This window comes from Micrococcus lacusdianchii (assembly GCF_023155805.1).
Taxonomy (GTDB): Bacteria; Actinomycetota; Actinomycetes; order Actinomycetales; family Micrococcaceae; genus Micrococcus; species Micrococcus lacusdianchii.
Genome location: NZ_JAKNUW010000017.1, coordinates 1 through 24491 on the forward strand (window position 1 = coordinate 1; position 24491 = coordinate 24491).

Genomic DNA, 24491 nt, shown 5'->3' on the forward strand with positions numbered 1-24491 from the left:
CCGACCAGCAGGGCCACCGCAGACGGCGCGGTGCCCGCGGCGGGCGCCCCGTCAGCCTCGACGCGGACGCCTACAAGGGCCGCAACGTCATCGAGCGTCAGTACGCTCACCTGAAGCAGTGGCGGGGTCTGGCGACCCGGTATGACAAGTACGCGATCATCTACAGGGCCGCTGTGGTCCTGAATGCTGTGCTCGCGTGGTCGAAGGTCAAGTCCCTGGAAGTGGTGTAACCGTCTTCGAGGCATGAGAATCAGGCCAGGGCCGGCATCACCTCCGTGCCCATCACGGTGCCCGGTTCTTGCGTGAGGGGCTCGCGGCAGCGGGCCAGCAGCTCGAGACCGAGGTACCGGCGGCCCTCGGCCCACTCATCCGTCTGCTCAGCCAACACGGCCCCCACGAGCCGCACCACGGCATCCCGGTTCGGGAAGATGCCCACCGCGTCCGTGCGGCGCCGGATCTCCCGATTCAGGCGCTCGGCAGGGTTGTTCGACCAGATCTGGGACCACACGTCCTTCGGGAACGAGATGAACGCGAGGATGTCCTCCCGAGCAGCATCGAGGTGCCCAGCCACGGCGGGCAACCGCTCGGCCACGTAGTCCAAGAGCCGGTCGAACTGGGCGTGCACCGCGGGCCCGTCAGGCTGGTCGTAGACGCTGTGGAGCATGGCCTTCACCGCCGGCCACATGGCCTTCGGGGTCACCGCCATCAGGTTCGCGGCATAGTGCGTGCGGCACCGCTGCCACACGGCCCCGGGCAGGTTCGCCGCGATGGCTTCGACCAGGCCACGGTGGGAGTCCGAAGTCACCAGTCTCACCCCGTGAAGGCCGCGGGCGACCAGATCAGCGAAGAACTCGTTCCACGCCGCGCCTGACTCCGTGGTGGCCACCCGCAGCCCGAGTACCTCACGTCGCCCGTCAGCGTTGACGCCGGTGGCGACCATGGCCACCGCGTTGATCACCCGACCACCCTCGCGAACCTTCATGGTCAGGGCGTCCGCGGCGAGGAACACGAACGGGCCGGCATCCCCCAGCGGGCGGTGCCGGAACGCGTCGATGTGCTCGTCCAGCTCGGCGGCCATCCGGCTGACCTGGGACTTCGAGAGCGAGTCGATGCCCAGCTGGCGCACGAGCTTGTCCATGCGTCGGGTGGAGACCCCAGCGAGGTAGCAGTCGGCGACGACCGTGATCAACGCGGACTCGGCCCGCTTGCGTCGCTCGAGCAGCCACTCTGGGAAGTACGTGCCGGCGCGCAGTTTCGGGATGGCCACGTCGATCGTGCCGGCGCGGGTGTCGAGGGGCCGGTGGCGGTACCCGTTGCGCTGTGCGGTGCGGGTATCAGAAGCGGTGCCGTACTCGGCGCCGCAGACCGCGTCTGCGTCAGCGCTGAGCAGGGCGTTGATCACGGTCTGCAGCAGGTGGCGCAACAAGTCCGGCGAGGCTTCGCCGATCGCTTCGCGTAGCAGGCGTTCAGAGTCGACAATGTGAGGAGCGGTCATCGTGGTGATGTCCCTTTCGAGAGTGCTGTGGAAGGTTCACTCGAAGGCTCCCACGGTGACCGCGTCCATGCTGGGGACGGTGTTGGCGGCCGGGGAGGGTTACACCACTATCAGGGACTCAACTTTCGCGTACTTCTCATTTCGTGCTCCCAAGACGGCGAAATCGGCTCGAAGACGCCCTTGGCCAGTCGATAACGAGTACCGGTGAGACTTGGCAGTGCAGCCCACCAGTGCTATCGGGCCGTCGACGTCCTCGAACAATAGAACGGATGGGACTCTCCCAGCCGGGTTGCTGACGCGTGCCGGTCCGAGGCTCTCGAACCATGGGCCGTACGGGCCGGGGCGGCCAAATTGCCCCAGGGGCAAGGTGAGCTCGATCGCGCTTCCGGTGTCCTGGAGTAGCACGATCACGGGAGGCGTCGACGTATTTGCCGAGTGGAGCCAGCCGAGCCGAGGAGCCCCCGGTTGGAGCATGTTCGATTGGGCCATTGTTCTCCTATTCTCAGCATGCAGATCGTTCGTTCGTTTTCATTCTCGCTCTATGGGGGGAGGAGGAGAAGCGGCCGACCGCCGCATATTTGGCTAATTGACCCGGTTTAAAAGCTGTCCATGCCCCCGGGCGGAACACCTAGCCAAAGAAGATGCAGAACGGGTGACCAGTCGGGTCCGCGTAGCCATAGAGGGGCTCATCGGGGTCGTCGGACTCGTCGTTGATGAGCCGGGCGCCAAGGTCCAACGCCCGGACATGGGCGGCAGTGAGGGACTCCCGGTCCGGCACCGTGAAGTCCACATGCGCCTGCATGGGCACCTTGGGGGAGGCCCACGTCGTGGACCTGAGCTGCTCCGTCTGCTGGAACGCGATCACCCGCCGGCCATGCTCGTCCAGGAGTACGAGCCAATCGGCTTTGTCCGCCTCGCCGCTGGTGGGCTCGTCACCCTCGCGGTAACGCAACCTCAAGAGCTGGCGGTCGAACTCGGCCAGTCCTCGAGCGTCAACGGCGTCGAGAATTGGTTGCAGCAGCCTGGGCACGCACACCATGGCTGAACCCTAGCAAGGGGTCCCGGTGGGACCGGGCCGCGCCTCATGCGGGCGGGGAAGCGGGCCCCGTGGACCCCCACCGCCTCCCGAAGCCAGCCAGCATCACGGTGAGGTCATCCTCAGCATGCGCCCCCGACATCAGCCGCTCGTCCAGCGACTCGGCCGCCGGCCGGCCGATGTGCACCGCGGTCGGTGCCGGTGCGGGTGCCTTGGCGCGGAGGGGCTGACCGTGGTTCCCCTCTGGGGGTGCCTTGCCCCGATGTCACTGATGTGGGGATCCGCCTTGGCGTCAACGGATCAGGTGCCCAATCGGGTATGAAACATATTTGCGCGTTTGTGAAATCTTCGCTGCATCTCGACACCAGAACCGGCGCCAGTCTGAGGCGTGATCTCCTGTAGAGATGCAGCGAAGATTTCACACGACACGCGGTGAACCCTTCTCGGAGCAAAACCTTCAGCGGGGTCTGTGAAATGTACCCCTCGGCCGCCGAGAGAGTCATCAACGCCCAGGGTCAGTACATCTAGGGCGTGTCTGAGAATGGATCCGGGGTCTTAGCCCAACCCTCGAAGCATTATCAGACACGCCCTAGGTCGAGGTGGCGCTCACGACCCGACGAGCAACCTCACTCCCATGACCGCAATGAACAGCGGGGCCCCTTCCCCAGTGGCCTGCGTGTCTTGCATGCCCGGCACAATCGGTCGTTTGTGGCGAGGGACCCCGCCATGCGCCGTGTGCGCCACATCCGACCCTGTCCGCCCGCCACATGACTCGCCACAACCGACCCGCCAGAGCGGCAGCCGCCCGTACGTTTCTGGCGGGCCCTGGGGCGTGCGGGAGCGCCCACCGGGACACCCAGATTTCACGCCGACCGGATCCCGCCTGATATGCGAAGAGTTCACCGCGCGTCGTGTGAACTCTTCGCTGCATCTCGACAGATGCAGCGAAGATTTCAAGAACGCGCCAATTTGATTCATACACGTTCTAGCGCCTCACCTCTTGACAGCACAGGTGTCGAGATGCAGCGAAGAGTTCCAAAACGCGTCAATTTGATTCATACGCCATCGAGCACCCCAGACATTGACGTAACGAGGTCGCGAAAGATAAAGAGGCCGCCGTTGCGTCTGACCACACGCCTTGTGCCTGTCTCTGATGGTTTCCTGAACCTATGGACGAAGTACCTCCTCCTTCCTCAGGCACGTGCGAGCCCCGTCCGCGGTGCGTGCTGATCGGACCACCCGCCACCGGCAAGAGCACCGTGGCCCGACTTGTGGCCTCCGCCCTCAGATCCCCATGGGTGGATCTCGACGAGATCGCCTCGCCCTACTACGCCGAGGCCGGCTGGAGCCCGGCGATGCTCTCCGATCTGCCCTCGGAGCTTGGGTGGGAGCGATTCCATGCCTCCTTCGAGCCCGCCCTGATCCACGCCGTGGAGCGATGCATCCAGGAACACCCCGGCGCCGTTGCAGGCCTCGGCGCCGGGCACACCCACCCCACCGACCCGAGCCTCCGGCCGCGGGTGGCCCAGGCCTTGAAGGGCGCGTTCGTCGTGCTCCTACGCCCCACCCCCGATACGAACCGCCCCGTGCAGATCCTTCGCGAGCGATGCCGGCGCGCGAAGTGGACGGACTGGCAGATCGACGGGATCGACTGGATCCACCGCTGGTGCACCGACCAGCAGGACGAGCAACTCGCCGACGCCACCGTCTATACGGAGGGGCAGAGCCCCGAGCAGGTGGCCACCGAGATCGTCACGCGCTTGCAACACCACGAGACGCAGACGCATCCCCCCGGCTGAGCAGGTACGACGGGAAATTTCCTGACACGCAGACGGCGAACCAGCCGCTCGCCGTGGGGTGAAGACCTCCCGGCATCTGCACGTCGGTGTGTCACGCTGGCCCCATGCCCCCGCCCGCAATGACTCCCCTACCCCCGGGCAGGATCACCCTGCGCGACGCACGCCGCGGGACCACACGGGACGTCAAGCTGAAGCCTTTCGAGATCGCCATCCATCCCCTCCACGACCCAGACACCGGCCTGCCGGTCGCGCCTCTGACCTGGTTCGACGCCGCCGCTCTCTGCAATGCGCTCTCCGCGACCGAGGGCCTGCAGCCGGCCTACGCTCACGCGGCAGACCGGCGCTCCATCACGTGGGACCCCGCCGCCGACGGCTACCGGGTGCCCACCGAGGCCGAGTGGGAGTACGCCTGCCGCGCTGACTCCACCGCGCCGACCTACGGGGCGCTCGAGGACGTCGCCTGGACCAGCCTCGATGACCTCCAGGGGCCGCAGCCCGTCGGCCAGAAGAAGGCCAACCCCTGGGGCCTGCACGACATGCTCGGCAACGTCTGGGAATGGTGCTGGGACTACGCCGACCCCGCCCGCTACGGCGACTACCGCACCCTCCGCGGGGGCGGCTGGGCGGACGAGCCCTGGAGCGTGCGCGCCTCAGTCCGCCGCGGCAGTTCCCCCGACGCCGTCCTCGAAGACATCGGACTGCGCGTCGCGCGCGGGCCGGTGGGTACAGGAGGGAAGGCACAGGGGTGGTCCCATGAGGCGGACCGGGAACGGGCCGCCATCCGTGGTCCGCTCCCGGTGGGGTGGACTCCCCTGCGGGAGATCGCCCGATGACCGCCCCGCAGGTGCCCCTCGCGGCCGGCCGGCGGCACTCGCTGGCCGTCGTCGACGGCGGGCGCGTCCTGGCCGCGGGCCCGCCCGGGGCGGCCGAGTGCGCCGTGGCCTGCTGGAGCGAAGTCGTCGTGGTCGCCGCCGGGAACGTCCACGCCGCGCGGAACACGGGCCGCTCCCACTCGGTCGGGCTGCGCGCCGACGGCATGGTCCTGGCCGTGGGCTGGAACGCGCACGGCCAGTGTGAGGTCACCGACTGGACCGGGATGGTGGGCGTCGCCGCCGGATGGCGCCGCACCCTCGGGGTTTGCGCCGACGGCACCGTGGCGGCGGCAGGCCGGCGGGACGACGGCGCCTGCGACGTCGAGGGTTGGTCCGAGATCGTCGCGGTCTCCGCCGGGGACTGGCACTCCGTAGGTCTTGAAGCAGACGGGAGGGTGGTGTCGACCGGGCTGAACACGCGCGGTCAGGGCGACGTGACCGGGTGGACCGACGTCGTGGGGATCGCGGCCGGCTACCTCCACACCCTGGGCGTCAGGAAAGACGGCACCGTGTTGGCCTGCGGCGACGCCGCCGCGGGCCTCGCCGAGGCCCACAGCTGGCGGGGCATCACGGCGGTGGCGGCCGGCAGTCATCACACGCTGGGCCTTGCTGAGGACGGACGCGTCCTCGCGGCCGGAGACGACAGCCACGGGCAGTGCCGCACGCAGGCCTGGCGCGATGTCGTGGCCATCGCTGCGGGGTCACGCCACTCACTCGGACTCCGCCATGACGGCGTCATCCTGGCCGCAGGCGACGACGGCGATGGGCAGTGCCGCTGGGCGGTGGCAGGCGAGTCATGATGCGAGCACACATGAGGCGTACTGCTGCAGAGTTCGGCCTGAGGAGCAGGTCCCGGTTTCTAGCCCCCTGGGCAAGGAACAGCGCGAGTCTTGCGCAGCCTTTGCCGCATCTCGACAGCAGCGTTGCCGTGCTTCACTACAGTCATGGCCGGCATCACGATTCGTCCTCTCAGCGACTCAGACCGCAGCGCCGTCGGGGCCGTGCTCGCCGCTGACGGCGGCTATGCCCAGCGGGTGCACGGACGGCCCCCGGAGTCTGACGACGTGACCGGCCTGTTCACGGCACGCCCGCCGGCCACGCAGCCAGAACAGAAGCATCTGCTCGGACTTTTCCTGGGCCGCGAGTTGATGGGCGTCGCGGATCTGGCCACCGACTGGCCGGAGCCAGGCGTGAACTTCCTGGGGCTGCTCCAGCTGCGGGTCGATGCCCAGGGGCAGGGACTGGCCCGACGCTTCCACGATCATCTGCTCTCCGCGTTCCCCGCGGGCCGGGAGTGGCGGCTGAACGTCGTCGACACCAACGCGGAGGTCCAGCCGTTCTGGGAACACCTCGGATATCGGGTCACTGGCCAGCGGAAGTCGTGGACCAGCCCCACAGGCCTGGAGCACGAAGTGGTAGTCCTGGCGCGCGAGAGCTGACTGTTCTCACTGAAGTCACCCCGCAGTTGTGCAGCAACGACCAAGCCCCCGGTTTCGCAGCAGTCCCCCTCGCCCCCAAGAACAGCCGCCTACGCTGACCCCATGTGGACCCGCATTCACGCCCGTCTGGGGCTGACCGATCCAGAGCTCAAACCTGAGCACATCGAGGCCGCAGTACGCGAGAATCTCACAGAGGAAGAGGAATTGGACTGGAAGGTCCAGCTCCCCCTACCTGATGGCCTCAAAGGTGCTGACCTGGAAGCCAAAGCCCTCGAGCTGGCGAAGGATGTCGCCGCCATGGCCAATGGAGACGGTGGCGTGATCGTGTACGGAGTGCAGGAGAAACGTTCCAACGCGCCGATGGCGATCGTGAGCGTCGGGGAAGTCTCCGAGGTGCAGGAGCTCCAGATCCGGCGCGCCATCCTGGCCCGTACCTACCCGCCCGTCTCTGGCGTGCAGTTTGAACACGTGATCTGGGACGACGGGCGCCGAGTCCTGGCGTTGCATGTGCCAGCCAGCCCGGAGGCACCGCACTTGATCCGCCCGCCCAAAGACAAGTCAGATCAGGGATGGTTCCAAGCCCCGTGGCGCAACGGCTCCCACACGGCGAACATGACCGAACGCCAGATCGAGGAGGCCTACCGACGGCGGGAGCAACGGCGACGCGAGCAACGCGCGAGCGTGAGCGAGCGATTTCACGACTTCGTGGTGGCCGTCGGCGCCGACCCTGAACTGGGCTCGAACGCACGCACTGTCAACGGCACGACTATCATGGGGCCGCCTCCCATCTGGATGGCCGCCGTGGCCGTCCCGCTCCAACCGCGTGTCGACCCTCGACGATTGAGCGCTATCGGGGCGACCCGGTTCCTGGATGCGGTAAACGCCCGTCGACCGGAGCAATCGTTTGATGGCCTCAGCGCTTTGAGGACCTCCACCTATTCAGAACTGCGGCGGGGGTTGGGTCTGTACCACCACACCTACCTCCCCCGCCCCGACTACCCCCAGGGCGCCCGCCTGGAAATCCATGGGGACGGCGGCTTAGGTCTGGGCGTGACTCGAGACGGCAGATTCGGCAGGGATGACCTCACCCCGGAATTTGTGGCAGCCGAGGACGCCGAAACCCTCGCCTGGGACTTGACGGCCATGCTGGTGCGAACCGTCGAAGCCGGCAACGTGAGCGGCGACTTCCTTGTGAAGTTCGGCCCCTCCCGGCCACCAGAGGGGATCCGACGGCGCAGCTGGATGGGAAGCATGTACGCATCCATCAGCGACGACGACCGTCTCCGCGGGCTCAAGGCCGTATCGGGGACCGCAGTGGCCACACACGGCCGCCGGGAGCTCGTCCGCAGTGTGTGGGAACTGCTGGAGGATTTCTTGTCCCAGCGGGGCACTCTGCCCAGCATCACGGCGGACCAGTTCGCCACGGCACTCGCCCTGGAGGTCCACTAGAAGAGCGGCTGCACTACGTGCTGGCCTCGAGCATTCAGTAACTCCGGAACCGTGCAGTACGGTCCACCGCTCTGGTCACAACAACTAGAAAGCCTTCCGACCGAAGACCGTGACCGCCCGCTCTCCGCTATCCCTCCCCGGATACATTTCGATCCAGGTGCCGTCGGCCGCGAGAAGTGGGTGTGTCGAGTACGGAAGGCGGGCGACCAGGTTTCGGAGGCCAACAGAGACTCGATCAGGCCCATAGGTCAGCCAGTCGCTCACGTCAGGGAGGTGATCGGTGATCTGCGGCTGTCCTGTTGCAGCCTGAAAGGGATTGGTCGCCCAAACCAAGGACCACGCGAGTGGTGGCCAGATGACGTCAGCGAGCGACGTGTGTGCCTCAGAGCGCTCAAGTACGCGGACGGCCCAGACTCTGCTGGCCAACAACCCGCTACGGGGGAAACGGGGGTCGGAGAGGCCCAATCTCAGGCTCAGATCAGCTGGCCAATCCACGCTGCAGCCGCGGCGGTAGTCCTCCGTTGCCAACTGATGCGCAAGGAGCGGGTACCGGGCGCGCATCCCGCTGTTCAGGGCAAACATCCCGTAAAGCACGCAACGGACCACCGCCCCGGGAGCGAACCTCACGTCCGGCACGCTCCCCGGACGGATGGCCAATCGTTGCGCACCTGGGGTCGTCAGCCGCCGCACCTGATGGGAGAACTCGGCGTAGGCCTTGTCGTAGTCGCCGCCGCAGCGACTGTTGCAGGCTCTGCAGAGCCCCCGAACCCACATCCCGCCCCCGTTCCAGCGACCGGGCTGACGCATCTGCGCGACGATCCGGTCCGGGGCACGTTCAACGCGCTCGTCGTTTCCGGCTGCTCTCGGGGGCACGTGCGTTCGGCTCATCTTGCCGTGCGCACCGCAGAGTCCACACGCCCGGGGGTCGGGGGATGCGCCCGTATCCGCGACCAGACCGGAAGTCTCCATGTTCACGCTGCCTCTCTCCTCGCTACCACTCAGGTCAATCCTGGTCGAGTTGCCGATCAGGCTGGACCGCCCCCTGCCGTTCGGACGATCCCTGTGACGTACGACCTACCCGCGCTGTTTGACCGTCTTCCTGCGACCAGTCGTCTCTGCCCTGTCTGCGACCAGTCCTGACCGTTGCTCTCGAGTGGGGTCGGGGTAACGACGAAGCATCCACGAGCGCTGGGCGATCCCAACCTCGATGGCTCGACGGGTATCCACCGGGGCGCCGCCCCGTTCTCGCAACTCGGCGAGAACAGCAATCTCGTCGCACAAACGAGTTCTCGTACGCTCGAAGTTCTGACGGCAGTTGCGGCTGCAGAAGGTCTGGGGCCGACCAGCGGAAGACTCCGTCGGCCACTCGCAGAGGTTCGCGCAGTCAGGATGCAGACACCTCATCCGGTCGGCAGGCTGCAGCCCCCTGGCCAGAGCTTCGTCGATCTCTGCCCAGCTGCCACGCTTCGCCCGAGCGAGAGTCCGGACGATCGACGGTGTACGCGCGCCCCCGGCGCCCCGACTTCCAAGAGCCATATGGTTTACCTCTCATCCGGGAAGGTCCCTCCACTCGAGTGGCGACCCCCTCCTCCCCGAGCATCTTAAGACTCATGAAGGAATGGCGGAAGAGTGCCGTTGCGAGGTCTGCCTGTCGCGAAAAACCACGTGTCTATCCATACACCTGCCCGGGGGCTAGATGCTCGCCTGACATGAGGATATGTACATCTCCGAGAGGAGCCTGGAGAGATGTATCTCTAACGCAGGCGTGCCCGTCGGCCGCCGCACGGGGCCGTCATGAGGACTATGGTTGCGCGTATCGGTCGCGGCCCATTACGGTCTGCATAGGCCGCCCGCGCCGACCTGACCTTGTGTCCGACGCGCGGGAGGGCGCGACGGTTGCACCCGTCACGCCCTCCAATTAGCGGCCCTGATACAACGCGAACTGAATCGAAGGAACCGCCGTGTCCCAGCTTATGGGCGACCCCGGCGGAGGACCAGCCACACCCTGGAGCCACCTGGAGTTCTCCGCTCCGGACGGCCCACTCCTCTGCCACCCCTCCGACCCCCTGCCCGACCTCAACGCCATCGGATCCGTAAGGGCTCCGCGGTCGCACGCACTGAGCCGACACGTACCCGTGCAGACCTTCAGCACAACGAACACGGACGTCGTCGCCGTGGAATCCGGGCTAGAGCAGGAGCTCGTCCTGGTCCTGGACCGGGATCCCTCCCTGGCCCGTTTGATTGGACAGCCGCTGACCGTGGAGTGGGCCGGCCAACGAGGAAAGGGCCGGCGTCACACCCCGGACCTGCTCGCCCTCGCCCAGGACGGATCCGTCACGGTCTGGGATGTCCGGCCCGAGGGCCGGCGGGATCACAAGTTCTGGGATGCCGTCCGGATCACCCGCGCGGTGTGCGAACACTACAAGTGGGGCTACGAGCTCTTCGGCGGCCTGCCCGAGGTGCACGCCATCAACCTGCGCTGGCTCTCCAGCTACCGGCACCCGATGCCCTGGTACCAGGACCACCGAGACACGCTCGAGGGACTCGCCCGCCTCGATGGCGCCACCATCGGGACCGTGCTCGGCACCGACGACGGCTCCGGTGAGCTGGTCTCAGCCATGTGGCACTGGGCGTGGGACGGACACCTGCAGCTGGATCTCACCCAACCCTGGAGAGCCACTACGCCGGTGCGATGGGAGCCGAGATGAACTTCGCCGTGGACCTGAACATCGGCGACCGCGTCCTCACCGATGCCGGGCCGGCCCTGGTGAAATCGATGTGGGCACTGGGCGTGGAGCTGGAGACCATCAGCGACCCGGCCAAGCTCGTCCCGTGGACGAACCTGGTTATCCGGCCGACCATCGACGGGCAGGCACAGGCCGTGGATGCGGCCCTGCACCCCTGGTGGGACCAGCTGCCGGAGAAGGTACAGCAGGATGCCGTGTTCAAGATGGAGTGCGTCCTCGAGATCCTCACCGGGTTCCGCAGCGGGCTGGCCTCCCTGGCACTGCCGCATGAGCCGGTCACACCGTTCGGCCCGCTCTACGAGGCCAGCCTGAACGCCCAGTGCGAAGCGATGGCCCGGCTGGTCAGCTTCGAGAAGTCCGCAGACCGGCAGCTGATGCGCCGGGTCCAGGACGGAGAACTCAACAGCCCCAGCGTGACCGCACGCGCGGTGAACAAATGGGTGAGGCGGTGGCAGGCATCCGGGCTCAGGGGCCTGGTCGACGGACGCGCCCTGCGCACCACCCAGGGATTCGGTGCCCTGGACCCCAGATTCCTCACGATCGCCGACCAGGAGTTCGCCCGATTCGACGGGTCCGCCTCGGCCATCAACCGGCAGGAGATCCACCGGCGCATCCAGGTCCGCATGCACGCCGAGGGCATCACCGACGCCCACCTGCCCCAACGGCTCGTCAGCGACTACCTCAGCCACCGGTTCGCCCAGCTGGGCAAGACCACCCGGGCCCAGCGCTCACGCCGACACCGGAAGATCTCCTCGACCTCCAGCGCTGCCCTGCACCACCTCGGGCACTGCGCCACCGACGTCACCCGGGCCGACAACCTCGTCTACGACGAGTTCACCGGCAAGCCCATCAGCGTGGAGATCGCCACCATCATGAGCGTCCCGGCACGGGTCATCGTCGCCGTCCGGGTCTTCCCGAAGTCGGTCAGCTCCACCGAGATCGCCCTGCTGCTCTACGACGCGATGCGGCCCCAGTCGATGGCCGTCGATCAGGACGGCGCCGGTGACTGGCGCTGGTGCGGGGTCCCGACCTCCCTCCAGCTACCCGGACAGGCTCCCCCACTGGCCAACGACCCCGCCACCGGGCTGGGCGAGCACGCGATCCCCGCCGTGACCCCCACCCACCTGCGCATGGACAACGGATCCATCTTCCGCAGCGAGCAGCTGCGCCGGCTCGCCCTGCACTGGTCGATCACGTTGAGCCACTCCCGCGGCACCCGCCCCACGGACAATCCGCACATCGAGCGCTTCCACGAGACTCTGCAGCGCTTCTACCAGCAGCTGCCCGGCTACAAGGGCCGCAACGTCTCCGAACGCGGCAGCTGGGCCGGCGTGGTGGCCGAGGCGCCCCTGCTCACCCCGGCCGAGCTCGAGCGGCAGCTGCGACAGTTCATCGCCCTGGACTACCACCGACGACCCCACACCGGGCTGTCCCTGCCCGGAGCACCCGGGGTGAACATCTCCCCGCTGGAGATGTTCGACTGGATCCTAGCCACCACCGGACGGATCCACGTCCCCCAGCACCCGGACCTGATCTACCAGTTCCTGCCCACCCGCCAGCTGACCCCGAACCACGCCGGCGTCGAGTACCGCAACCTCACCTACGACGCCCGGATCCTGGACGAGTTCCGCGACCCCGTCCCGGGGCGGTTCCGAGACGAGGACGCCAAGATCCCGTTCCACTACGACCCCAGGGACGCCACCCGGCTCTGGTTCCGCCACCCCGACACCGACCGCATCCACGAGATCCCCTGGCGCAACCGTCATCTCTTGCACGCGCCCCTGACCGACGTCGTCCTCGAGGAGGCCCGCCGGCGCATCCGCGCCCGCGGCGGCCCCAAGGCTCTGACCGGCGCGCTCATCGACCGTCAGCTCATCGAGGAGATCGGGCACCTGGCACACACCCGGTCGGACGAGACCTGGTCCACCACGATGGCCGCCTCCCGCATGCGCTTCGACCAAGCCCACCACGATCACGACGAAGCCTCTCTCGCGCACCGCCTCGCCACCCCAGAGGCACCTGCCGAGCTCGGCCCCGGCGGACGGCACCTCCACCTGGTTCAGCCGACGGCGGCGCTGGATCGGACCGCCACCCACGGCCTCGCCGGGCTCTTCGAGCGCTGGCCTGACTATGCCCAGGAGATCTGATGGACGCCCTGCTCTGGCACACCCAGGCCATGACCCTCGCGCCTACCGCGCCTGAGCCGGTCCTGCTGCACGAGTTCGGCCAGCTCTCGCCCGAAGCCCAGAACGAGTATTGGACCCGGTTGAACAGGTGGATGTGCGCGACCACCCTCGACTGCGAACGCACCGACGCGTTGCGCGCCGGCATGGACCGGGTCACCTACCGCAACGCCTACTCTCGTTCCGGGGCCAAGACCATCATCGGGCTCTCGGCACCCAACGGGGTGGGCAAGTCGACGTTCATCAAGTCCTACGCCCAGGACCTCTACCACCAGTCGATGCAGGGCCAGGCGGTCGACAAGCTGCCCTCACACACGGACAGCTCCGGCGCCCCCTCGCACTGGATCCCCCAGGTCTACATCACCCTGCGCGCCGCCTCCGAGGTCGCCGACGTCAACGCCGCGATTCTCAGCTACCTGGGCTACCCGATCATGGGACGAACCACCAAGGACACCACCCTGCTGGTCCACGCCGTCGCCCGGCACGGGGTCAGGCTGCTCATCCTCGACGACGCCCACATGCTCCGCGCCAAGCAGGCCCGCGCCCGCGACGTGCTCGACTACGTGAAGTTCCTCAACACGATGATGGGCGAACGCGACGGCACCCTCGTCCTCGTCGGCGCCAACATGGAAGGCGGCCCCGTCTACGAAGACCCCCAGCTCGCCGCCCGGCTGCGCACCTTCGCACTGCACCCGTACAACGTCCAGCAGGACACCACCGAGCGCATGGCATGGCAGCACCTGCTGGCCGCAGTGGAGAAGAAGTTCATGCCCTACCTGGACACCGCCACCGAAGGAACCCTCACCCGGGAACTGGCCGGACCGATCTGGGCACGCACACAAGGCCACCTCGGAGACACCCAGCAGCTGATCACCACCGCCCTGCTCGAGGCCTTCGACCAAGGTGACACCACCCTGACCAGCGAGCACCTGCGCGGTGTCCGCCTCTCTGCTCGAGCGGAGGCCGCTGAAGCTGACCTGCTCCGCGACGCCACCCTGACCTCCCATCGGGAGCAGAACCGCAAGGCCAAGAGGTGACCGGCCCAGGGCATCCCCCGTCCGCCCTCGCCCCGATCCCCGGCGAGTCTCTGACCGGGTACGTGCTCCGGTTCAACGCCACCAGCATGGCCCCACCCCTGGCCCTGCCACCGCGCTACGCCGACACCGATCTGCCTCCTGGCCTGACCGACGCGGTGCACCGCAGCACCGGGTTGGACTCCCGACACATCGGGCGGATGACCATGACCGGCTGGCCGCTGGCCCTGCGCGGACGCGGAATCCAGCACCGACACGGGTGGGTCCTGCACCGGCGCGACGTCTGGCTCTGCCCCACCTGCACCCCCTTGACCGGCTTCCGCGCCCTGCGCTGGCGCCTGGCCCTGGCCCCGGTCTGCCTGCGCTGCCACACCCTCTTGACCCACGAGCGGACCTTCACGCCGACCCGCTCCGCCACCATAGAGGAGCTGGCCCGTCTCCGACGCCTGGACGAGCTGACGACGCGCGCCCTGCAGGGGTCGAAGACCTCCAGGTCCCACCTATCGGTCTTGCGCCGCATCTGTACCGCCTCAGATGCCCACGAGCCTGACGGCGACGTCCTGCCCCGCCCAGCTCTCGGGGGCGCTCCCACGCCAGCAGGGAATCAGTGGGGAACCCATCCGCCCGGCGAACCGAGCACCGTGCTGAAGCAGCTGGCCACGCTGGACCCCGCGCTGCTGAACGAGTCCCGCGCCCGAGCGCACTGGCAGCAGTTGCAGCATGAGGTCTCGCTGCCCTCGAGCTCCGCCTTCGCCCCAGCACCGTTCCAGCCCGAAAGCCCGCCCACCAGCCCGGCCACCCCGGCCATGGCTCGGGCCCGTCGACGCGCCCTGCTGCGACAGCTCACGGACCTCTGCGCAGCCACCGGTCTGCGGCCCCAGCACATCCCCACCGTGGCCGCTCCCTGGCGGGCGCCCCGCTGGTCGCGTATCCGCGTCCTGGAGGATCAAGCCTTCGAAGCCCTCGCCCTGCACACCCTGCTCCTGGAGGCACTAGGCGAGGACGCCACCGGCAGCGCCGTGTTCGTCGCGCACGGCATCCCGGCCGTCGTGAACCAGCACGACCTGCTCACCCGAGTCCGCACCCGAGGCAACCTGAGCCCGGGTGAATGCGACCGGCTGCTCGCCCGCGCGCAGGCCCTCGTGGACGACGGGCTCGTCGACTACGCCTACCGCCGCGGGACCCTCCTGGCTGTCCCCTCCCTGCCCCGCATCCCCGCCATACATCTGCCCCGGCACCCGTTCTGGCCGGCCCGCACCCTCGTCCCGGCATGGGCATGGGTCGCGTACGCCCGCGGCCTGCCGGACTCCGGCCCCGTTCCCGATGTTTCCCTCGAGGCCGTGGACCGCTTCCACGCCGACCTCGACCCCGAGGCTCGTCTGCGACTGCTCGAGGCCTTCGACACCCATGTCCGCGGTGAGGATTGGGCCGCGGTCGCCTCCGCGGCCGGCAGCTCCTCTCCCACTATTGCTTCCGCCCATCAGAGGAGCGCCTGATGTCGACGCTGCTGCCCATCCGCCCCAGACCCGCCCCCGAAGAAGCCCTGGACTCCTATCTCGAACGCGTGGCCACCGCCAACGGGGTCACCACCAGCGGCTTCGTTCGACAGCTGACCACCGAAGCCCGGGCTCCCCTGCGCTTCACGAACATCGCCCCACCACCAGCGATCCTGGACGTGCTGGCCTCCTGGACCGGCACCGACCGGAGACTCCTGCAGGACTGCCTGTTGACCCGATACCCGGTCATCCCGTTCATCGACAGCCAGAACCGTCACGGAACCCGGTCCGTGGTGGCCCACGGATGGGTGCTGCTCAACCGCTCCCAGGCCTGCCCCTGGTGCCTGGCCGAGACCGGAGTCTGGAAGATCACGTGGCGTCTGGCCTGGGTCACCGCGTGCCTAGACCACGAACGTCTCCTCGTGACCGACTGCCCCGGCTGCCAGAAGCCCCTGCGTACGACACATCACGGCGCGCTCCGGCCCGCCGGCCCCGGAGCAAGCTGCGGCAACCCCCGTCCCCAAGGACAGGGCAAACGGTGCCCCTTCGACCTGAGCCGGATCTCCCCGCCCTCCGCGCCCCCTCCACTCTTGCAACAACAGCAACGTGTCGAGCGCGCCCTCCGCGACGCGGACATCGATCTGGACGGCCACTCCGTGGCCGGAACGGTCTATCTGAAGCTGATTCAAGCCCTCGCCGCTGGCGTCCTAGGCCGACCGACCGCAACACAAACACGGGCCTCCAACATCACAGTCCAGGGACCCTGGGCGCCCCCAAGCACAGTGCTCCGCGTGCGTTCAGCACCGAGACCAGTGCGACTTCGGGCGGCTGCCGGTATCGAGATCGACCAGATGCTGGCGCAGAACACGCACCACATCTCACTGGCGGCCTGAGGCCGGGCACCACCCGCAGCCCGGCAATGGCTCACGTCCGGTGCGTCGCGACGGCTGAGCCTGGCGGTCGAGCTTCGCCTTCAGCGTCCCTCGTCGAGACCGTCAGATTCCACGTCAGCGTGGGGCTCCAGCCCCAGGCGGCGCCCGCGTGTGGCCCCTGGAGGGTCGCCTTCGATCGGGGCACGCCAGCGTTCGAGTGCCTCCAGGTCAGCGATCAGTTCATCCCCGGTGGAGTAGAACCGCGAGAACGGCGACAGCTCATCGTCGTGGCTTGGAGGATCCACCTGAAAACCATCGACGCCATCCACCTCAGCCGAGAAGACGTAGACCGCCGTCGGCATGTCGTCCTCATTCTGCTCGGCGGGGCGACTCGGTTCGTAGAACCACGCCTCGTCCAATCCGATGGCAAGGGCGTCGACGTCGAAACGCCAACCCCGTCTAGGTGTTGTGGGTCATGAGGTTCTTGGCACGAGGGCCGGGCTGAGATGAGACGAGTGGGCCTCTCCCGCAGGATGGAAGTTCCTACACCACCCATCCGCGCAAAGAGACCCACTCATGACTCACGCTAACGCACCCCTGACTCCCACCGGCCGTCTGCGCATGGTCCACCGCCACCTGAACGAGGGCATCCCCCACGCGCACGTGGCCGCCGAGTTCCGGGTGAGCCGCCCCACGGTGGCCACCTGGGTGGCCCGCTACCGTGCCGAAGGCGAGGCAGGACTGCAAGACCGCTCCTGCCGGCCACGACGCTCTCCCGCCCAGCTCGACCCGGCCCTGGTCACCCAGATCCTCACCCTGCGCCGGGAGTGCAAGTGGTCAGCCCGCCGCATCCATCACCACCTGGTCCCTCAAGGCCACCAGCTGTGCCTCCGAACGGTGGGCAGGTGGCTGCACCGACTGGGCATCTCCCGGTTGCCAGACCTCGCGCCCACGGGTGAGGACCTGCGCCAACGACCCCAGAAGATCACCGCGAGAGGGCCGGGGCACATGGTGCACCTGGACGTGAAGAAGATCGGGAAGATCCCAGACGGGGGCGGCTGGCGTGCTCACGGACGGGACTCCGAGAACACGCGAGCAGCCAAGCGCGGGCCTGGCTGCCGGGTCGGGTACACCTACCTGCACTCGGCGATCGACGGGTACACCCGCCTGGCCTACACCGAAGCCTTGCCCGATGAGCGGGCAGCTACGAGCGTGAGCTTCTTCTGCCGGGCGAGGGCGTTCTTCGCCGCCCACGGCATCACCGTGGACCGGGTGGTCACGGACAACGGGAACAACTACCGGGCCGTGGACTTCACCGGGAAGGTGGTCTCGCTCGGGGGCCGGCACCACCGGATCCGCCCCTACACCCCGCGCCATAACGGGAAGGTCGAACGCTACAACCGGCTGATGGTCGACGAGGTCCTCTACGCCCGCCCGTATACCTCAGAGACGGCCCGGCGTGAGGCCCTGCAGGTGTGGGTGAACCACTACAACTACCATCGGCCTCATACCTCCTGCGGGAACGCCCCGCCGGCCTCGTTGACCCCGGCACGAGTCAACAACGTCATGCCCTCCTACATCTAGTCCTGAGGCTGCGCCCCCGACACGTGGCGCCTCCTCAGCTCTGGCGTGCCCCGTAGTTGCCTCTGTGACGCACCCTCAGCGGCAGATTAGATTCGGGCGTTGCGCACGGTGAGTCACGTGGGCGCCCAGTAGTTGGCTTGCAGCGGCGACCCCGGCCATGGTGGGTCCCAGTGACGAAACTAGTGGGCGCGTGACGTCGATGCTCCCTGCCACGAGCGTAGTGCCTCTCGTGGGGGTCATTACGACTCCAGCAGCCGGGGCAGAGCCTCTGCCTCCGAGCTGCAGGCCATACGCTTGTCGCATGTACCCGCCACCCACCGGGCCGGACCTGACGGCCGAGCAGCGTCAGGAGCTTGACGACACTTTTTTGTCGTCTGATCCGTACGGGTACTTCAGCGCCCGAATCCGCATGATGCTGTGGTGGGCAGAATCAGACGTTGACAGCCATAAGCATGCCCTAGCGGCGCCCGATCATAGAGAGCACCACGAGCCCGAGACCCTCGCGCGGTTCTCCCGCCTGCTTGGCCAGCCGATGGGATTCATACCCGAGACCTTGCCGAGCTCCGTTGCCACACAGGTCGCTACGGATGCGTATGCCCTGCGGCACCATGCGGCTGAGTCGCTGGTGCGGTTGACGGCCGCACTCTCGCAGCGGAGGAGTGCTGGCAAATCGTGTGTATGGGAGACCCTGTCGACCGGGCCAAACCAACTCGGCCAGGTTGTGGACCAGATTCGCGAGTCCTTCTCCTCGGCGGAGGCCCCTATGCAGTTCGCCCGTCTAGTGGTCCAGGAGCAGGACTTGCAAAGCGGGATGACAGATCAACTTGCCTCAGCATCCAACGTGTTCGCCGACTGGCTCAATTTCGCTATCGCCCTGCTCGTGGGGCATGAACTCCAACTCAACGCTGCTCACAACAAGGTCAAGCACGGTTTGTCAGTCCGTGCGCGTGATGATCTCAAAGTCACCTTCGCCACCACTCCGCCGAACGCGGATGGGACCATCCCGGTAGGCGCCCTGACCGGGCCAGACGCCGTGGACATCTTCGATTGCCCCGTTATTGAAGTGCTCGCACAGGCACCCAGGGTGGACGGGCATTCACAAGGACTGGAGCTGACGCAGTTGAGGGTGGATGTTCCTGCCGTTCTCGCCGAGACATACATGATCGCCTGGGCTCATGGTGCGATGTTCCATGTCGCAGCCGCGAAACACTTCGCAGGACGGTCGCATCCCCCCAAATATCTGACCGCTCCCGCTCACCCCGGTTACCCAGTGGGGGGCCCTCACCCTGACCATGTTTCAGGCAAGGCGCCGGTCGGGATGAGGTTCCCCCTCACCACTCCTCCCGGTGGCGAGCCAACACGGCGTCCACCGGGACTCGCATTTCGAGACGTGTTCATACCGTTCACATTCACTGGCTCTGCGATGCGCAATGGTCGCGTTGTTGCGGACGAAACCACGGAGGAGGCGTAGGTGCGCGCCCCGACGAATGAAGCCACGGGAACCTCGGGTGAGTCTGAGGTCTTGGCTCAGTTCGAGCGCTTGGGTTGGGGAGGGGTGATCGATAGCCGGCACGACACAGGGACTGACCTGTATTTGCGGCCGCGAGATGCCCGCCGGTACGAACTCGGCGCCGTCATGGGCGTCCAGGTTAAGACCGGATCGTCATACTTCAAATCCCCGCAGAAGGACGCCGAGGGAACGATCACTGGGTGGTGGTTTGCGCAGGACGACCGTGAACACTTCGACTACTGGCTGCGCCACGCCTTGCCCCACGTGGTGATCCTGCGCGATCAGGATAGAAACCTCTCGTTCTGGGTTCACGTCACGGCTGAGCGGGTCGTCCCAACTGGTAAAGGTGCCAAGATTCTTGTACCGGTCTCACAAACGGTTGGCGAGGACCACAACGAACAACTCTCCGATGTCGCACTAACCCAGCTTCCGACTCCGACCTGGGACGGCACGGCGTGGACCGGCGCGGTGCATCTTGCACCGGACGATGGTGTTCGGCATGCCCTCATCACTCCCCGGCTCATCGCACCGCACCCGAACCTGGACCTGGACCTGGACCTGGACTCCATCACCGGGCTCGAAGCCCTCGCCATGCAAGTGCTTTTCCGGGACGATCTCAAACGGCTCCTGAACCCGATGAGTCTTCCCGCGTTCGGAACGGAGAACGATACCGAGCAGAAGGGTCTGTCACTGGACGATGCGCGCGAGGCCGATGACTGGTGTTGGCGCGCCACTGCTGCCCTTCATCTCTGGCACTACCGGCGAGAAGCCGAAGAACTGCTTCAGCTTGTCGACTTAGCCTCTACGCCCAGTGAACGCTCCGCGGCAGCAGTGCTTTGCTGCGTCTACCACTTCAACGAGAACGATCCCGATGCCGCGCTTCACGTGCTTCAAGGCGCCTTGGCACATGACGACTACTCCCCCGTGGATCACGCGTGGCTCGAAGCGCAACGAGCACGAGCGTTGCTGGAAGTTGGACGACAAGAAGAGGCTTTCGACCTCGCAATGACAACCCAGCGCATCCACCGAGAAGCACCGTCAGATGTCACGGCCGCGGCCATCGCGGGAGCGTGCGCGCTGACGTCATACGGGGCAACCGGTTGGATGCAAGGCGATCTTGCCAACCTGATCCAGCGCAGCGACAACCCAGCGTCTTGGTGGAGAAGCCAGGTGATGTCCTACGGTCTATCCGCTCATCTCTCCGAGGAGTTCCGGACCTGGAGCGAGGATTCGTCGATTCGGATTGGGGGCTCAGACGTCGCCCACACCCGTCTACGCTCCGCAGCGTTGCTGGCCTCCTGCGCTGGTGATCATGACGGGTGGCGTGGCGCAAGTGGCGCTCTTGCGGAGCATCTCCTTGTCACAAGCAGCCCCGCTGACGATCCTGGCAAAGTCGCTGGCCGGCTGACGCTTCTCCGTCACTCTGGAGACAGCAAGAGCACTGGGCGCGCGACCCGGCACATTGTGCGCACAGGTCCAACGATGGCCGCCAGGATCGCGGCAAGTAGAGTCAACTTGTCTCGTTCAACTCGAACATCCGCTCTGGCAGATATCGAACTGCTGACAGCCGCCGGTGATGTTCTCGAACCCGAACGCGCCGACGAAATCTGTGCGTGGGCCCTAGCGACGCTCGAAGAGCCACAGGCCTACCTGAGACGCATTCTTCCCACATTTACTGTGCTCTACAAGATCATTGATCTGCTGAAGGCCATGGTCTGGACGTTGAGCGAGGACTCACTTCACAACGTGATCGACTACTTCCTGGGCCAACCACCAGTCACCAACGACGGAACCGCTCAGACGCTCGCCCGGCTGATCCATAGGATCCCCGCGTCCGCGTGGCGTGAGAGTGACCGCCAGCGCGCGGCGAACCGATCTGACGGCGACGCCTCCTACCTACGCGAGGCCTTCCTGAAGGTCGCGGCTCCTGCAGTTGAAGAGAGTCGCGAGCGAGTCCTTCAACGAGCACGGGCCGGGGATCTGCTCATCTTTGAGGCCATCGAGGATGTGCGAACACTGCCCTCCGATGCAGTTAATGCTCTCACCGACCGACTGTGCAGCAACATCGACCGTCTCATCGAGGAGGCCGCCAGGGGGTCGTACGGTCTCGGTGGTCTCGACTACGGCGAGGCACTGACCGTGCTTGGTGTCTGGCACCCGTCAAGTGGGCGGTGGGGTCAAATCGAGTCGCTGTTAACGACTCCCGGGGTCCGCGGTCAGCAACAGTCTGGAACATTGCTCGTACTCGCAGTCCACGGAGCGACATTGGCCGACTCAATCAAGACACAACTTCTCGAAGCCGTGTCAGCTCTTCGGAATCGAAAGCCGGTGCAGGCCCCCTTTGATGACGACGAAGACATCCGGAGCCTCGCCTCCGAAGCTTTCGCTGCTCTCGTGGATGAGGGCACGCGCGAACGGTTGATACGGGACCTCATCGGCGGCGACACTGATCACCGTGCCGCGGGAGTCCGGATCATCGAACGTTTCGGAGACAAGGCAGATTCCGAACTCCTTCTCGCTCTCGCGGGTGACGCAAACGAGAAAGTACGTAATGCGGCGCTCAGAGGACTGAGTAGGTTGGTCGTTGGCGACCGTGCCACTGCAGGTGTGATGACTATTCTGTCGCAGGTCCTGAACTCTGGCGGAAGGCAGAGTGCTGCGGCAGTTGTTTCTGGACTACAGACTCCTTCGGGGAAGCCAGCTGTTTCTCAACTGCTAACCATCGCCACACAGCACACTTCAGCACAAATTCGCAAAGCTGCACGCGAGAGCATCCCCGACTTATAGCCCACCGTCGGCCACGAGAGGTGACTCCTCTGCACCCGGTGCCTGAGGCAGAAGTCGAGCGGCCAGGTGGCACGGCCTCAGAATCGCCTTCCCGGCATGAGCTCGCTGTCAGGCGTGCCCCTGGGACATGTCCGCGGCGCAGCGGTCAGGGTGGTCGGCTAGATGTGATGTCCAGGGACGTTGTTGCGTGAACAGCTGACAGGCGAAGGCCTCCTGTTGCGAGAGTGGAGTTGTCGAGAAACCGCTCACGCGAACAGAAGGCCTTCATGTCCCACGCTAACGCCGCCCTGACCCCTCGCGCCCGCCTACGCCTGGCCAAGCTCATCGTCGAGGAGCACTGGCCGGTCGCCACCGCGGCCAAGATGTTCATGGTCTCCCCACCCACCGCACGCAAATGGGCCACACGCTTCCGGGCCGAGGGACCTGCAGGGATGGCAGACCGGTCCAGCCGGCCGTCCACGATGCCGACCAGAACACCGCCGGCGGTGGTGAAACAGATCGTGGCCGCCCGATGGCGCCGACGCCTGGGGCCGGCACAGATCGCCGGAGAACTCAGGATGCCGGCCTCCACCGTCCATGCCGTGCTCGTGCGCTGCCGGATCAACCGCCTCGCCCGTCTGGACCGGGCCACCGGCGAGCCGATCCGCCGCTACGAGCACCCCCACCCCGGGTCGCTGATCCACGTCGACGTCACCAAGTTCGGGCGCATCCCCGACGGGGGCGGACACCGATTCGTCGGGCGCCAGCAGGGCCTGAAGCACCGCGCGGCGACCTCGGACCGCGAAGGAACCCGTGATGCCCGATACCAGCCCCGGCTCGGGGTGGGCTTTCTGCACACCGTGATCGATGATCACTCCCGCTTCGCCTATGTGGAGATGCACTCCGATGAACGCAGCCAGACTGCCATCGCGGTGTTGCGCCGCGCGGTCGCCCACTTCGCGCGCCTGGGCGTGGAGGTGGAGCGGGTGCTGACGGACAACGGCTCGGCCTACCGCTCGCATGCCTGGCGTGATGCCTGCACCGAGCTCGGGATCAAGCCCAAGCGGACTCGGCCCTACCGGCCGCAGACGAACGGCAAGATTGAGCGGTTCCATCGCACGCTCGCTGACGGGTGGGCCTACGCCCGGTTCTACAGCTCAGAGACGGAGCGCAGGGCCGCGTTGCCTGGATGGCTGCACTTCTACAATCATCATCGCGTCCACTCCGCGATCGGCGCCGCGCCTGCCACCAGGCTCAACAACCTCCCTGGACATCACAGCTAGATGTACTGACCCTGGGCGTTGGTGACTCTCTCGGCGGCCGAGGGGTACATTTCACAGACCCCGCTGAAGGTTTTGCTCCCAGAAGGGTTCACCGCGTGTCGTGTGAATCTTCGCTGCATCTCTACAGACGCCGTCGAGATGCGGCGAAGACTGCACAAACGCGCGAATATGCTGCATACCGCGGCACGCCGACAAGAGCTCGACGGCCGTTCTGGGGCGTACTGGCGGGCTGTCCTCAGCCGGGCGTCCCGGCTGGTATCAAAGGCTCGCTGGGGCGCTGCGCCGGGGTAACGGGGATGATGACCCCATGCACAACCCCGATGCCCCTCAGTACTACGGCGCTGACTTCGACCGGCAGATCCACGAGTTCATCGACCAGCATCGAGACATGCTCTCGGCGTGCCTGGACGGGCTCACCGAGGAGGAGGCGCGACAGCGGCTCGTACCGTCCAAGACCACGCTCCTGGGCCTCGTGAAGCATGCAGCGTTCGTCGAGCGTGTCTGGTTCGCGGAGGCACCCACGGGGCACAGTCGGGCCGTCCTCGGCATCGTGGCGACGCCCGACGAGTCCTTCGAGCTCTCCGACGATGACACCATCGACTCCGTGCTCGCGGACTTCGCCCAGGCATGCGAGGACTCTCGCTGCGCCGTCCAGGAGGCCGATGGTGATGTCACCTGGCGTGGGAATCGGCGAGGGCCGCTGGGCCTGCGGTGGATCCAGCTCCATGTGCTCAGGGAGCACGCTCAGCACTGTGGCCATGCAGACATCCTGCGGGAGCAGGTTCTCGCTCGCCGGTGAACCGCCTACGGACTCAGCCCGTAGGCGCCCCGCAGTGACCGCCCTGGGTGTGCAATCTTCGCTGCGCCCGACAAACGCGCGAATATGCTGCACACCGAGTGGAGGACTTGTGCCCTTGACAGTGGGA

18 protein-coding genes and 1 pseudogene are annotated in these 24491 nt (G+C 66.6%); 16 read left to right on the forward strand and 3 right to left on the reverse strand.

All coding sequences use genetic code 11. The annotated features are described in order from the left end of the window. Positions 1-230, forward strand: a pseudogene (locus MA879_RS09995) (IS5/IS1182 family transposase); the annotation flags it as partial. 20 nt (positions 231-250) lie between these two features. On the opposite strand, the gene MA879_RS10000 reads toward MA879_RS09995, so the two are convergent. Continuing rightward, positions 251-1495: an IS256 family transposase gene (locus MA879_RS10000; RefSeq protein WP_248125903.1), complete on the reverse strand. Its 1245-nt coding sequence runs from the start codon at positions 1493-1495 to the stop codon at positions 251-253. A gap of 628 nt (positions 1496-2123) precedes the next feature. Further along, a complete protein-coding gene (locus tag MA879_RS10005) occupies positions 2124-2534 on the reverse strand; it encodes a VOC family protein (protein ID WP_129867321.1) in 411 nt (136 codons plus the stop codon). 1166 nt (positions 2535-3700) lie between these two features. Between MA879_RS10005 and MA879_RS10010 the strand changes: the two genes are divergently transcribed. From MA879_RS10010 to MA879_RS10055, 10 genes are all read left to right on the forward strand, one after another. After that, positions 3701-4330, forward strand: coding sequence for a shikimate kinase (locus MA879_RS10010; protein WP_129043635.1), 630 nt, complete (start codon positions 3701-3703; stop codon positions 4328-4330). A 104-nt stretch (positions 4331-4434) separates the two neighbouring features. Next, positions 4435-5163, forward strand: coding sequence for a formylglycine-generating enzyme family protein (locus tag MA879_RS10015; RefSeq protein ID WP_241733887.1), 729 nt, complete (start codon positions 4435-4437; stop codon positions 5161-5163). Next, a complete protein-coding gene (locus MA879_RS10020) occupies positions 5160-6002 on the forward strand; it encodes an RCC1 domain-containing protein (protein WP_129043633.1) in 843 nt (280 codons plus the stop codon). The genes MA879_RS10015 and MA879_RS10020 overlap by 4 nt, the downstream gene beginning before the upstream one ends. 144 nt (positions 6003-6146) lie before the next feature. After that, positions 6147-6641 carry a GNAT family N-acetyltransferase gene (locus tag MA879_RS10025; RefSeq protein ID WP_129043631.1) on the forward strand — a complete coding sequence of 165 codons (495 nt, stop codon included), beginning with the start codon at positions 6147-6149 and terminating at the stop codon, positions 6639-6641. Positions 6642-6743: 102 nt separating this feature from the next. Further along, positions 6744-8090, forward strand: coding sequence for an AlbA family DNA-binding domain-containing protein (locus MA879_RS10030; protein WP_129043629.1), 1347 nt, complete (start codon positions 6744-6746; stop codon positions 8088-8090). A 1973-nt stretch (positions 8091-10063) separates the two neighbouring features. Then, positions 10064-10798, forward strand: coding sequence for a TnsA-like heteromeric transposase endonuclease subunit (locus MA879_RS10035; protein ID WP_282447823.1), 735 nt, complete (start codon positions 10064-10066; stop codon positions 10796-10798). Further along, positions 10783-12984, forward strand: a complete 2202-nt coding sequence (locus MA879_RS10040; protein WP_129043625.1) for a DDE-type integrase/transposase/recombinase — start codon at positions 10783-10785, stop codon at positions 12982-12984. The genes MA879_RS10035 and MA879_RS10040 overlap by 16 nt, the downstream gene beginning before the upstream one ends. Further along, on the forward strand, positions 12984-14057 hold the full coding sequence (locus MA879_RS10045; RefSeq protein ID WP_129043623.1) for a TniB family NTP-binding protein: 1074 nt from the start codon (positions 12984-12986) through the stop codon (positions 14055-14057). The genes MA879_RS10040 and MA879_RS10045 overlap by 1 nt, the downstream gene beginning before the upstream one ends. Beyond that, complete coding sequence (locus MA879_RS10050) at positions 14054-15550, forward strand: TniQ family protein (protein ID WP_129043621.1); 1497 nt, start codon at positions 14054-14056, stop codon at positions 15548-15550. Before MA879_RS10045 ends, MA879_RS10050 begins: the two co-directional genes overlap by 4 nt. Then, positions 15550-16443, forward strand: coding sequence for a TniQ family protein (locus tag MA879_RS10055; RefSeq protein WP_129043619.1), 894 nt, complete (start codon positions 15550-15552; stop codon positions 16441-16443). The genes MA879_RS10050 and MA879_RS10055 overlap by 1 nt, the downstream gene beginning before the upstream one ends. 80 nt (positions 16444-16523) lie before the next feature. Here MA879_RS10055 and MA879_RS10060 read toward each other — a convergent pair whose 3' ends face one another. Continuing rightward, complete coding sequence (locus tag MA879_RS10060) at positions 16524-16784, reverse strand: hypothetical protein (protein ID WP_248125906.1); 261 nt, start codon at positions 16782-16784, stop codon at positions 16524-16526. A gap of 214 nt (positions 16785-16998) precedes the next feature. Between MA879_RS10060 and MA879_RS10065 the strand changes: the two genes are divergently transcribed. The 5 genes from MA879_RS10065 (at position 16999) to MA879_RS10085 (ending at position 24364) form a co-directional block, all read left to right on the forward strand. Then, a complete protein-coding gene (locus tag MA879_RS10065) occupies positions 16999-18006 on the forward strand; it encodes an IS481 family transposase (RefSeq protein ID WP_248125909.1) in 1008 nt (335 codons plus the stop codon). Positions 18007-18307: 301 nt separating this feature from the next. Beyond that, entirely contained in the window at positions 18308-19477 is a 1170-nt protein-coding gene (locus tag MA879_RS10070) for a hypothetical protein (protein WP_248125912.1), read from the forward strand. Then, positions 19478-22303: a DUF4365 domain-containing protein gene (locus MA879_RS10075; RefSeq protein ID WP_248125915.1), complete on the forward strand. Its 2826-nt coding sequence runs from the start codon at positions 19478-19480 to the stop codon at positions 22301-22303. A 266-nt stretch (positions 22304-22569) separates the two neighbouring features. Continuing rightward, the gene (locus MA879_RS10080) at positions 22570-23565 is read left to right on the forward strand and encodes an IS481 family transposase (RefSeq protein ID WP_248125918.1); all 996 of its coding nucleotides are present in this window, start codon (positions 22570-22572) and stop codon (positions 23563-23565) included. 307 nt (positions 23566-23872) lie between these two features. Further along, on the forward strand, positions 23873-24364 hold the full coding sequence (locus MA879_RS10085; RefSeq protein WP_248125922.1) for a DinB family protein: 492 nt from the start codon (positions 23873-23875) through the stop codon (positions 24362-24364). Positions 24365-24491 lie beyond the last annotated feature (127 nt).

Bases quoted from the DNA above. Each gene is read 5' to 3' on its own strand.
- MA879_RS10030 (WP_129043629.1), top strand. From the start codon at position 6,744: ATGTGGACCCGCATTCACGCCCGTCTGGGGCTGACCGATCCAGAGCTC.
- MA879_RS10045 (WP_129043623.1), top strand. From the start codon at position 12,984: ATGGACGCCCTGCTCTGGCACACCCAGGCCATGACCCTCGCGCCTACC.
- MA879_RS10065 (WP_248125909.1), top strand. From the start codon at position 16,999: ATGACTCACGCTAACGCACCCCTGACTCCCACCGGCCGTCTGCGCATG.
- MA879_RS10035 (WP_282447823.1), top strand. From the start codon at position 10,064: ATGGGCGACCCCGGCGGAGGACCAGCCACACCCTGGAGCCACCTGGAG.
- MA879_RS10080 (WP_248125918.1), top strand. From the start codon at position 22,570: ATGTCCCACGCTAACGCCGCCCTGACCCCTCGCGCCCGCCTACGCCTG.
- MA879_RS10010 (WP_129043635.1), top strand. From the start codon at position 3,701: ATGGACGAAGTACCTCCTCCTTCCTCAGGCACGTGCGAGCCCCGTCCG.
- MA879_RS10070 (WP_248125912.1), top strand. From the start codon at position 18,308: ATGTACCCGCCACCCACCGGGCCGGACCTGACGGCCGAGCAGCGTCAG.
- MA879_RS10005 (WP_129867321.1), bottom strand. From the start codon at position 2,534: ATGGTGTGCGTGCCCAGGCTGCTGCAACCAATTCTCGACGCCGTTGAC.
- MA879_RS10060 (WP_248125906.1), bottom strand. From the start codon at position 16,784: ATGCCGACGGCGGTCTACGTCTTCTCGGCTGAGGTGGATGGCGTCGAT.
- MA879_RS10020 (WP_129043633.1), top strand. From the start codon at position 5,160: ATGACCGCCCCGCAGGTGCCCCTCGCGGCCGGCCGGCGGCACTCGCTG.
- MA879_RS10085 (WP_248125922.1), top strand. From the start codon at position 23,873: ATGCACAACCCCGATGCCCCTCAGTACTACGGCGCTGACTTCGACCGG.
- MA879_RS10000 (WP_248125903.1), bottom strand. From the start codon at position 1,495: ATGACCGCTCCTCACATTGTCGACTCTGAACGCCTGCTACGCGAAGCG.
- MA879_RS10055 (WP_129043619.1), top strand. From the start codon at position 15,550: ATGTCGACGCTGCTGCCCATCCGCCCCAGACCCGCCCCCGAAGAAGCC.
- MA879_RS10015 (WP_241733887.1), top strand. From the start codon at position 4,435: ATGCCCCCGCCCGCAATGACTCCCCTACCCCCGGGCAGGATCACCCTG.
- MA879_RS10025 (WP_129043631.1), top strand. From the start codon at position 6,147: ATGGCCGGCATCACGATTCGTCCTCTCAGCGACTCAGACCGCAGCGCC.
- MA879_RS10040 (WP_129043625.1), top strand. From the start codon at position 10,783: ATGGGAGCCGAGATGAACTTCGCCGTGGACCTGAACATCGGCGACCGC.